Raw genomic sequence first — 11,307 nt, 5'->3', positions numbered from 1 at the left:
TTCTTTCTCCTCCTGAGGAGTGAGGACTGTCTCATGGTTGAGTTAACCAATCTATAACTGTTTAACCGGATTTGAGATCAGACCATAAAAGCTATGATCAGTGGCAGACTTGCACAAAAAGATACAGGTAAAGTTATTCCTTCTACTTCCCACCCTCCCCACACTTCCCACATTTCCTTGACGCACTACCCATTTTTCTACCTGCTTGGTGTGCGTTCCGCAAGGGAACTGTCGTCGTTGCGGGGTCGCATCCGCTTTTTCCCCTATTGTCAGTCCTGAATCTCCTGACTTCTGAGGCAGTCTTCCTGACTTCAGTAGCTAAAAGTACATACCGCTGACTCATATTCCATCAGGCTTTTATACTTTTCTTTTCTCTAATACAGCAGCAACTAGAGACAATGCAACTAAAGGAGCTGTAACTGCTCTGAGGATACGTTTACCTAGAGAAACTGCTTGAAAACCTGTAGCGATCGCTGCTTCTATTTCCACATTAGTCCAACCTCCTTCCGGACCTGTCATTATTACTATTGATTCTGGTAGTTGATTATCTAATAAATTTTCCAGTAAAGAAGGGTAGTCATTACGAGCGACACATGTATATTTGTCATAATTAGATAAAGTTTGACCATCGAATAATGATAAAGCTGCCGAATATTCCATAGTTTCTCTGATTATTGGAACTACTTGACGCTCTGATTGTTCAGCTGCTTCACAGGCAATTTTTTGCCACCTTTGCAACTTTTGCGGACTAGGTTTTAGTAAAGTTCTAGAACTTATAACTGGCAAAATATGAGTAACTCCTAATTCTGTACTTTGCCTAACAATTTGATCAAAATTATTTCCTTTGGGTAAGGCAGAAATTAGAATCAGGTCTATTGGTAGTTCATTTTGAATAAAAATTTCTTTCTCTAAAATTGCATTGACTGTACTTTTTTTAGAGGTTTCTTCTGCTTCAAGTTTGGCTAACCAAGAATTACCTTGACCATCCATTACAATGAATTGGTCTCCTTCCCCTAGTCGCAACACTCGACTTAAGTAATGCTGTTGCTCAAGATTTAGATGTACTTTCTGTCCCTCAATTTGGTGGGGGGCGATCGCTAATCTTTGCAAATTAGCCATATTATAGAAAAAAATTTAATCGTTCAAACTTGGTTATTTTTTACCGAAAAATTGTGGGTATGCGCCTCCCCTTTTAAGGGGATAATAAGCGGTCGGGGGATGGCGAGGTCTCGGAGCCATATCCAATCGACTCCTGTGAAGAAAAATTTTCATCTCTTTGTCAATCCTCTTCAATTCATGGAGAGGTAATTATTAATTATTCATTATTAATTATTCATTATTCATTATTCATTATTGAAATTAGACATCTCCTCCAAAAGAGGGAGTAGGGAATAGGGAGTAGGCGGAAATAATTAATGATTTATGTACAATAATTAATTTGATTTTTGATTATTGGAGATGTCTATTAGACTTCTGGCGATCGTTACAGCACTTGTGAGGATAGTCGAGGTATAGTTGTAAGACTATTCTTATAGAAGCCATTTGGTATCTTTGCAAAGGTAGGGGTTTTTGGTAAAGGAGTCAGGAGTTAGAGAAATAGAATAGGGAAAAAAGGTGGAAATTTGCCTCCTTCTTCACCATTTTCCCATTTTCCCATTTTCCCATCTCCCCACACTCCCCACACTCCCTCTATATTTTTAAATAGGGTTTGCTGATTAAATATCAAAGCATTGACTGATATTGGTTTGCTGCCTTTTTTTGCCTTTAAAAAGTGCAAGCTTTTCGGTCTAAAGAGCTGCATAAAGCTAGTATTTTGGGATGATTATGGCAGAACAATCTTGGGACAATTTTTACGACTACCTCCTCTATAATTTCCATTCCTCCCCTCCTGGGAGGGGGAAGGGCGAGGGGTGGGTTGTATCCTGTCTCCTATCTCCTGTCTCCTACCCCTACCAACAGACTTTCCATACGCAAACCCTAAATAGAACCCATTTGGGATCTATAATTTTCTGTTCCCTGTTCCCTACGGCAATAAAATTTTGTACCTCCAAGACTCCAAAACTACTGTAATCTCAAACCATTGTCATATCATGTCCGTAAGTATGATTAAAAGACAAGTGCAGGAAATGTCCCTTTGACAAAGCGGTGCGACCCCGCGACGACGCCAGTAGCAAGGGAACGCCGACCAAGAGAGGGAATGCCGACCAAGAGAGGAAACGCGCACCAAGAGAAAAAGAGAATTTCCGAGCTAAAAACTGGTATTGAAGCAATTCATTCTGTACGTCGCCAATCCGACAGCTCCCCTACCTGACTCCTAATAAAGAGGTTAGTCATTTGTAGCAAACATTTATCATTCTTGGTATTATGTGACTGGGTAGTAAATTTATTACAGTCCCTTGAAATTGAAATTTCAGATTCACTGCCACATCATAATTTTCAGCCCAGAAATACTGAAAAACTGTTCGGGTGGGAGGGGTTTTTGAGCTGTCTCGAATTTTGAATTAGAGGACAATTGCTACCCCTTATCTCCCACAACCTTTCAATTTATTGGAGTGAAAAATCTATTCACTATTCTTGCTTAAAATTAGTTTCATCAGCAGCAGGTGAGCTTTCGTTATTCCTGATTTTCTCCAGGTATTCTGCAATTGCTTCAGTTGCTAATTGAACTACTGGTTTACCCTGACGCTTTGACTCTTCTTTTAGCTTGGTATAGATTTCATCTCTAACACTAACCCGATGTCGCATTTTACTCGTATCTTTTGGCTTCTCTGGAAGAGCTGTTTGACCAACTTCTGGAGAAAAATTAGAAGGGGTGGGCTGACTAACCTCTTGACCAAAACTAGAAGGGGTGGGTTGAACAACTTCTGGAGAGAAATTAGAAGGGGTGGGTTGACTAACCTCTTGACCAAAACTAGAAGGAGTGGGTTGACTAACCTCTTGACCAAAACTAGAAGGGGTGGGTTGAACAACTTCTGGAGAAAAATTAGAAGGGGTGGGTTGACTAACCTCTTGACCAAAACTAGAAGGGGTGGGTTGAACAACTTCTGGAGAAAAATTAGAAGGGGTGGGTTGACTAACCTCTTGACCAAAACTAGAAGGGGTTGATTGACTAGCTTCTTGACCCACAGCAGGAAATGGTGTTGTAGTAGTATTTGCCACTTCGCCAGATACAGAAGTATTTACTGACTGGGTTTCACTTACTGTTGATGTAGTTACCGATGGAGTACTCTCAACGTTAGCGGGTGAATTTACTGGATTATTAATCAGATTCGTTTCCTGATTATTTTCTTGACTTGTAGTTACCCCTTCTTCTTGAGGTTTAGTTTCTGGAGTTGTTTCAGTAACATTAGTAACTACTGGAGTATTATTTTCAGAGTTGGTTGAGGTCAACATTGAATTGTTAATATCTGTATTCATTGAGAAACTAGATTGATAGTTGGTTACGAACTGACGGATGGTTTCAATACCAACACGATTGCAGAAATCGCCGAAACTCTCATCTGGTTGGCGTTGTTGTTTGAAATAGATAAATATCGATTCCAACTCAGCTTCCAGATCATTGATATGTAATTTGTCAACATAAGTTTTTGCCAGTCGTGTTTGATTGGGTGAACCCCCTAACCAAATCTGATAAGCATCAGGAGCACTACCGACAAATCCTAATTCGGCCATATAGGGTCTAGCACAACCATTGGGACATCCTGTCATTCTAATCACAGGATGCTCTTGTTCTAGTCCCACCTTGTCCAACAATAACCGAATTTGTCCCAGTATACCAGGTAAGGCCCTTTCTGATTCTACAATTGCTAGTCCACAAGTTGGCAAAGCTGGACAGGCCATGCTATAGCGTACTAAGGGTTCAATCTCTTTTTCACTCCTGACACCATGTTGAGCCAGAATTTGTTCTATTGCTTGCTGTTGCTGTGGTTCAATTTCATAGAGAATTATGTTGTGATTCGGTGTTAACAACATGGGTAGTTGAAACAACTCAACAATTTTCCGCAGTGCTGTTTTTAGCTGAAATGAATCTTCATTTTTAACACGGCCATTTTCTACAGAAATTCCTAAAAATAGCTTGCCATCTCCTTGTTGATGCCATCCCAGAAAGTCCAAATATTTCCATTCTGGTAAAGGTTTAAAAGGGGCAATGGATTTACCAAAGTATTCTTCTAACTTGGCCTTAAATTTTTCTAATCCCCAGTCATGGAGTAAGTATTTCATTCTGGCATGACGACGGTTGCTGCGATCGCCATAATCTCTCTGAGTTGCGACGATAGACTTGATTAATTCATAAATATCTTCCTTGGCCACATACCCAATCTCTTGGGCCAAACAAGGGAAGGTTTCTTCTTTTCGATGAGTTCTACCTAAACCCCCTCCTGCTAAAACATTAAACCCTTCTAGTTCTCCTACTTCATTGGTAATTACAACCAGGCTAACATCTTGAGTGTATAGGTCTACGGAGTTATCTCCTGGTACTGTTACAGCACACTTAAATTTTCTCGGCATATAGTGAGTACCGTAAATAGGTTCTTCACTATTGGTGAATATTGTGCCATTACTATTAAATTGTCTAGCAGCTTTTACTTCAGGATGTTCTTCTGCACTAATTACTTTTTCCCCGTCTAGCCAAATCTCGTAATATGCACCTGTCTGTGGTGTTAATAAATCTGCTATTTTATTCGCATATTCTTTTGCATATTCATATTCGCGACGGTTTTTATATGGAGCTGGAGGAGACATTACATTTCTATTGAGATCCCCACAAGCTCCTAGGGTCGATCCCATACTTTTTATAATAGATGATATAACCGTTTTCAGATTTTTCTTTAAGATGCCATGCAACTGAAAACCTTGCCTGGTTGTTACACGAAGTGTATCATTACCATATTCATTAGATAAACGATTTAAGGTGAGAAAAAGTTGTGGCGGAATAAAGCCACCTGGACTTCTAGTGCGAAGCATCATTTGATAATCTTTTTCTTGCCCTTTGACTCTATTATCCCGGTTATCTTGTTGGTAAGAACCGTGAAATTTGAGTATTTGAATAGCTTCTTCAGTAAAGTGGGTTGTATCTTCTAGCAGTTGAGTTGCTACGGGTTCCCGCAAGAAGTTGCTATTTTCTTTTAAGCCTTCTACCTTAGAAGGTTTTTGCTCTTTGTGTACTAAATTTTGAGATGGAGTTATCATTTTAAAGTTGCTAATAGCTACTATATTAAGTAGAGTTACTGTATTAAATATTCCTTTAATCTCATAAATAGGAATGTGGTTTGCTTAATTTTATTTATTGATAATTCACTATATGTTTATTTTTACTAATCTTTTGATTCTTAGCATTTATAATAATTTACCATTAATTCACCAGTAACTCATTAGTTCTTTATTATACTCTCATATATCCGTATTTTGTCAACCTTATAATGATTCGTAGTTTCACTGATATTTTTTTCGCCTTGAAAACATACGGTATTTGATTTTTCTTGATTATAGAATTTTCAGTATTAGTCACACTCAAATATTTTCGTTCTAAAAATGCCTAATTCACTTATGTACCAAGAAGAAAACTATGTCGTCTTAGAATCAAATAAACCTGAGCAGTTTATGACAGGTTTAGAACTACTAGAAAAATTGCGCTATATTTTAGCTCAACAACAACATGATTTACCTCGAGATTTACAAAAGTTATCTTCCCTAGATGCTCAAGCTCAACAACTAAGAGATACCTATTGTGAATATGAATTAACCAATGGTAATTTTATACAGTGGTATGTGGTGCGTTTGGAAAAGTAAGTTCCTACCAATAAGATGTTTATTCATCTCAACGTTGGTTGGAGACCCGCGCTCTCCCGAAGAGGAGCGTCGTCCGCGAAAACCAATCAATAACGTTGCGGTTCTTAAAATAAGGCTGCTATACTTACAATAAAATAAGGGTGCTCGGCTAGTGGGACTTATACAACTTTTAAGCCCAAATATAGCCAAAACTCTTTTTGTCAGAGGCAAATACGTCACGATTATTAGTCAACCAGTCAAAAAAACGGTGCATACATAGCTGTAGGAAAAGCTTGATCAGCATCAGTAAATGTCTTCAAAGGTTTATTCCCCCATTGCCAATGCACGTCCTCCAGTTAGCTTATGCCACAGGATCAAAGTATAGGCACAAAATACCCTCGATCAAATGGCGTTCGCTCCCTCCATTTATCTCTTACAAGATAATCTTTTAATCCCAACCATCATGATTGCCTCTCGTTCATTAATTGATAATGGATAATGGATAATTGATAATTACCTCGGGTTTTAACCGCTACGGAATTGAATATCAGGAGATATGATTTCTTTTCTTGGTCGATGGTCGGACAGCTCCGAGACCCGCTCTTATCAGAGCCGCTCCGAATGGCGCCATCCCTCGACCGCTTTTTTTCCCTATCCAAGGGGAGGCTTCAAGGCGCGAATTATTTAATTATTAATTATTAATTATTCGGTAAAAAACCTCTATCCAGTTTCTGTTTGAGTAGCTATTTACTATCCCCATAGGATGTCACTTTTGACCTCTCAACATTAGTAATAAAATAATCAATTTCTGTTGCCTGTTCTATAGAACTAGCATCTCCTACCATAGCAAAAGTTCTTTCTCCTTGAAGGCGTGAAATTGAACCTTTAAATGTGGTTACCCAAACTGTTTTTGGTTTTTCTACACTTAAGATAACTGGCTCAAATTCCTCTATTGGTATGATTTTAGCGACTTCATCTATTCTAGTTTCTATTTTTAGAACCATCAGAGTGGCAGGTTTTATATGCAACCATACACCACCAACTTTATCCTCATTCCGCACCACCAACTCTAGCTGAAGTTGTGAATTGGATCGCTCAATTGGGCGGATTTTTAGGTCGAAAAGGTGATGGTTCTCCTGGTGTTAAAGTTCTCTGGCGTGGACTCTCACGATTGCACGATCTTGTTCAAGGTTGGATTGCTTGTCAGTCTCTTGTGGTTAATTAAACGTGAGTTCAAAGAAATTTTCATCGCCTAACCTCAGACTCAGCCAGCTTTATAGCTGATATTACCTCAAAATCATTCTGATCGACAAGCACAGCAGGCTGGACAATTTTCGGAGAATCAGTTTGGCGATCGCCCTGGCAAAATAGTTGATTTTCCCTAAGCTTTGTATTTTATGTTACCTCAAAATCTAATTATCAGCAAGCAGAGATGGCTGGACGATTTTCGGAAAGTCAGTTTGGCGATCGCTACTCAATACATAAATGTTTTTTTTTGTCAAACCTTATGTTAAGAAAGATGTGGGTAATGGATAGGTTTTAACCGGGGGATGAAAACAAGCGAGTCGTTTAGACTAGACAAATTTAGTTGTCCTGTGCTATTATCTGGATGTACAAATGTTTAGACAAAAGTAAACAGAAAGCTAGGTTTAGACGCTATGCTGACTGTTTAGGAGCACTTTGACTTTTCCCCAGAGAATATATCTTTGGTCAGAATCATGAGAAAACGAAGCAACAAGGATTTATCGGTGTTGCGTAGTATCAACTTAGAATCCCCTCGGCAACAGCTGCGGGGAGTAGTCAATATGTACCAATACCTGATAATTTTATACTTCTGGAGTAGTTATCAGAACTAAGTCAATCTTTCCTTCTGTAGGTTGATTTACCTCTGCTTTGATATTAGGTCCAAAAAAACTTGATAGTTTATCTTGTTTGTGAAGCCAAGTATCTAACGGAATTGACGGAGAAGAAAATTCCAGCACTAAAGCATAATTATCATTAATATCTATTTCCCTTAATCCCTTAAGTATTGGTGTTTCTTCATCTGTGGGACTTAAACCCAAGAGATTAAGAGATTCTTCCAAATGTACTTTTTGGCCATATCTATACCGAGTCACATCTTTACGTAGTTGATTTTGGATAGGAGTAGCTTGTTTTTCTCTCAAAGTTACAATTTCTTCGGTAGTTGGTTGTGTAAAAATTACTGGTTCAAGTTCAGCCGCTTTGAGAGCAAGTCCTCCCAGAAGCAACGGGATTCCGTAGAAGAATCCTGCTAAATTAAGTGTGGGATGATTGGTAAAGTAAGCTGCTGTTCCAATCACAGAAATAATTCCACCGACAATTAATCCTACTGTTGCTAATGAAGTTTTACGTAGCATATTTTTAAAAAGAGAAAATATTATAATATTATAGATTATAGATAGTCAGTTTCTTGCTTTTATAAATTCTGTAACTAGAATTTTAGTATTGCTAAATGTATCTTACCCTCACTATGAGTTCGAGGTCAACTATTATTTTAGTTATTTTATACTTCTTTCTTTCCCTAGATAATCTTCAGTATATATTAATGAAGAAAAGGTGGACTACGATCATTCTTTTGTTTATTTTTAACTGTATAAGCCATGAAATTTTTCAAAGCTTTATCTCTATTTTTCATAAAAGCTGCCCAAAATCCAGGCTGAAATTCATCCATTGTTTTTGCTAGTGCCCAAACATCTATTGCTAAAATATTGTACAATCTTTCATCCTCTTTTTTGAGGGAATCAATTTGCTTTAATATTGCTTTATCAACTGTCTTAGCTTCCTTTTCTGGATCTAAATTAGACATTTTTAATATCTAGTATCTATGATAATTATTTTCAATAACCAGAGATTGTTGAGATTTATAGATTTAACTATTGAGTTAAACTAAAATATCCTATTAACAACAGTATATCAGGTATTTCAAATGGACTCACAGATAATCAAAGTAAGACTGGCTAATATTGAAAGTAAGCGGGAATCTTTAGTTAAACTGCTAGAAAAACCAGATTTAGGTACGCTCAGAATTGATATTAATCAAGCTCTAGAAGAGATTGATGACTTAATTGATGAATTAAAACGAACCTTTCCAGATTGAGAGAAAAATTAGTATTCTTCAATTCATTGGTTAAAAATAGATTGACAAACAATGAAGTTAAGAAACATAGTTTAAATTTGCCTGATTTGTATGGTTAGAAAATACAGCAGCAGATTTATAGTTCACTTTGAAAGTTAGTATGTAATACAAAATCCGGTTTACTAAATTAGAGTTATAACTTTTTTCAGATCGGCTGTTGCTTATCTGCATGAATAATCTATTTCATTAATGGATAATGGATAATTGATAATTGATAATTACCTCTGGTTAAAACCGCTACGGAATTGAATATAAGGAAATATTATTTCTTTTCTTGGTCGATTGGATATGGCTCCGAGACCCCTATCCAAGGGGAGGCTTCAAGGCGCTAATTATTTAATTATTAATTATTAATTATTAATTATTCTGTAAACCGGATATATAGCAATCCTAAATCATCTATAAAAAATCAAAAAAACATATCAAAAGTCGGAAACTCTTATCCTTTTCTTTTGGGTTTAATACCAAATTGATCAATGTTTGCTACAAATAGTAGGGACGCCCTTATGCAACGTCCCTACGAAATAAGGAAGAAGCAAGAAGGAAGAAGGAATAAATATTGAAAAAAAGGGAAAACGATAGATATAACCATCTAAAATTAACTGGAGAAGTTATTTTTAAGCATATCCGTTCGAGATTTACTTTTTATAGCATTATTTTTTCAAACTGGTATAATACCAATTTGGAAAAATAATGTTACTAATTAATTTGGGCAGTAGGGGCGAATGGCTATTTGCCCCTACTTTATCAAAGATGTCCCTTGAACTAAAAAGATAAATTCCGACCTGATAAATGGTATCAAAGCTATTTATTCTGTACGTCGCCAATCTTATAGCTCCCCTACCTCACTCCTGACTCCCTCTCCTGGGAGGGGTTTACTCCTAAGAAATAACCTATTTATTTGTAGCAAATATTTATCAAATTGGTATCATAAACATTCAACACAAATATAGTCATATAGTCTCCAGAAATTTGGGCGAATATTGACATAATCTAACAATGTCTGTGATGATAAAAAATCAAATAGCCTCAATAGTCAACGATCTGAGTTCAATAGGGTGAAATTCCACCGACTGACACGCTCCCTCTAGATACATAAGAATCATTTAGATTCTATATTCCTTGTTCCCTTTGACAGAAATTGAATATATGGTTTAAATGCAAAATAGCTTATGATTTTTCATTATTTCACACCAAAAACTTCATCTTCAATACCAATCCACCACTCTCCTAAATTCATTAAATCTTGATGAATATCAGCTAATTTTCTAGTATATTCTTCAGGAGAAAGTTCTACACGACGCTCTTTCAATTTTTGAATCCGAAGTTGTATCAATAGCCAAGGCTTAGAAATGCTGTTAGTTGTTTCTATATATTTGGCAAGGTCTTGGCTATCCATAAGTGCTATTTTGGTTTTGTAAATTTATCAGTATTTGTATAGTATTTTAACAGTAAAGTTAAAGGTTTAAATTTGATGTTAGTGGTCATGGCAGCTACAAATTAGTTTTGTATTTTATTTAATAGTTATAAGTAGGTAGGTCTAATTAAACGTTAAAAAAATTGTAGGGGCGAGTTTAACCGAAAGCTTTGACTTAAGCGCGATCGAGTTCTAAAAATCCGCCCTCTAATATTACGTTTATTTATGCTCATCTACTTATTTAAAATAATTTTTCAACAACTTATCAAATTTTTTTCAACAAAATACTAACAAGTTTATTCGTGTTAAGTAGGTCGGCATTAAAATTTATCATTATCAGGACTTACGCAAATTGACTTTTAAAACACCATTTGTAGGGGCGAATGGTATTTGCGTTCCGCAAAGCTCCGAATGCCGCCCTCACTATATGTAGAGTCTTTGCGTAATACCATTTCTCAAAAACTTTTCTACATTTTTACATTTTTTGAGCAGGAGACCCACCCCTCGCCCCTCCCCCTCCCAGGAGGGGAAGTAGGGGAGTGGGTAGGGACGTTGCATAAGGGCGTCCGTACAGGGAGAAGTAAACATCAGAATAATTAACATCATTTGCGAGATAAAATTAGCATGCAAAGTGATTTTGGTTGTGGTGATTAGTTGACAACTGAAGTATTGCCCAAGTATAGCAATAATGCATGGGAATTGGTATAAGTCCTGATTATGATCAAACAGAGGGCAGGATTCAGAATGTAGAAGGGAAAATTTTTTCAAGGACTTGACTTTTGATTACATACTTAGGATTTTTCGTGCCTATCTACTTAGAGTACCATTAGGGAATACTTTTGACATCCTCCCCGGCCTAAAGGCACGGGGATTCCTACTGAGCCGTAGCTCCTCGGCGGGTTGACGCTTTGCTTCGCATAGCTGCCGCTAACACAGGGTGCTGCTTCCTTGGCGGTAGTCTAAC

Annotated in this window: 9 protein-coding genes and 3 pseudogenes; 4 read left to right on the top strand and 8 right to left on the bottom strand. The window is 37.1% G+C overall.

The annotated features are described in order from the left end of the window. Window positions 1-357 precede the first annotated feature (357 nt). Together F6K23_RS38870 and F6K23_RS38865 are read right to left on the bottom strand one after the other, a co-directional pair. Window positions 358-1,119, bottom strand: coding sequence for a 16S rRNA (uracil(1498)-N(3))-methyltransferase (locus F6K23_RS38870; protein WP_293166316.1), 762 nt, complete (start codon window positions 1,117-1,119; stop codon window positions 358-360). Window positions 1,120-1,588: 469 nt separating this feature from the next. Beyond that, window positions 1,589-1,801, bottom strand: a complete 213-nt coding sequence (locus F6K23_RS38865; RefSeq protein ID WP_293166314.1) for a hypothetical protein — start codon at window positions 1,799-1,801, stop codon at window positions 1,589-1,591. 333 nt (window positions 1,802-2,134) lie between these two features. Here F6K23_RS38865 and F6K23_RS38860 point away from each other — a divergent pair, with 333 nt between their 5' ends. After that, a complete protein-coding gene (locus tag F6K23_RS38860; RefSeq protein WP_293166312.1) occupies window positions 2,135-2,311 on the top strand; it encodes a hypothetical protein in 177 nt (58 codons plus the stop codon). A gap of 1,094 nt (window positions 2,312-3,405) precedes the next feature. Here F6K23_RS38860 and sir read toward each other — a convergent pair. Continuing rightward, window positions 3,406-5,190: pseudogene (gene sir, locus F6K23_RS38855) on the bottom strand (sulfite reductase, ferredoxin dependent); the annotation flags it as partial. 342 nt (window positions 5,191-5,532) lie between these two features. Between sir and F6K23_RS38850 the strand changes: the two are divergent. Further along, entirely contained in the window at window positions 5,533-5,790 is a 258-nt protein-coding gene (locus tag F6K23_RS38850; RefSeq protein WP_293166310.1) for a chlororespiratory reduction protein 7, read from the top strand. Between the two features lie 169 nt (window positions 5,791-5,959). Here F6K23_RS38850 and F6K23_RS38845 read toward each other — a convergent pair. After that, a pseudogene (locus F6K23_RS38845) lies at window positions 5,960-6,230 on the bottom strand (IS701 family transposase); the annotation flags it as partial. Between the two features lie 282 nt (window positions 6,231-6,512). After that, on the bottom strand, window positions 6,513-6,833 hold the full coding sequence (locus F6K23_RS38840; RefSeq protein WP_293166308.1) for a hypothetical protein: 321 nt from the start codon (window positions 6,831-6,833) through the stop codon (window positions 6,513-6,515). Between F6K23_RS38840 and F6K23_RS38835 the strand changes: the two are divergent. Next, window positions 6,761-6,994: pseudogene (locus tag F6K23_RS38835) on the top strand (IS4 family transposase); the annotation flags it as partial. The gene F6K23_RS38840 and the pseudogene F6K23_RS38835 overlap by 73 nt on opposite strands. 601 nt (window positions 6,995-7,595) lie before the next feature. On the opposite strand, the gene F6K23_RS38830 reads toward F6K23_RS38835, so the two are convergent. Together F6K23_RS38830 and F6K23_RS38825 are read right to left on the bottom strand one after the other, a co-directional pair. Further along, window positions 7,596-8,147 (bottom strand): DUF2854 domain-containing protein, encoded by a 552-nt coding sequence (locus F6K23_RS38830; RefSeq protein ID WP_293166306.1) that lies wholly within the window; start codon window positions 8,145-8,147, stop codon window positions 7,596-7,598. Between the two features lie 185 nt (window positions 8,148-8,332). Beyond that, entirely contained in the window at window positions 8,333-8,596 is a 264-nt protein-coding gene (locus tag F6K23_RS38825; protein WP_293166304.1) for a hypothetical protein, read from the bottom strand. A gap of 120 nt (window positions 8,597-8,716) precedes the next feature. On the opposite strand from F6K23_RS38825, the gene F6K23_RS38820 reads away from it, so the two are divergent. After that, window positions 8,717-8,887: a hypothetical protein gene (locus tag F6K23_RS38820; RefSeq protein WP_293166302.1), complete on the top strand. Its 171-nt coding sequence runs from the start codon at window positions 8,717-8,719 to the stop codon at window positions 8,885-8,887. A gap of 1,222 nt (window positions 8,888-10,109) precedes the next feature. On the opposite strand, the gene F6K23_RS38815 is transcribed toward F6K23_RS38820, so the two are convergent. Continuing rightward, window positions 10,110-10,325, bottom strand: coding sequence for a hypothetical protein (locus F6K23_RS38815; RefSeq protein WP_293166300.1), 216 nt, complete (start codon window positions 10,323-10,325; stop codon window positions 10,110-10,112). Window positions 10,326-11,307 lie beyond the last annotated feature (982 nt).

Source organism: Okeania sp. SIO2C9 (assembly GCF_010672455.1).
Classification (GTDB): Bacteria; Cyanobacteriota; Cyanobacteriia; order Cyanobacteriales; family Microcoleaceae; genus Okeania.
The sequence above is the reverse complement of the archived record's forward strand: the minus strand, read 5'-3'. Positions and strand labels throughout refer to the sequence as shown.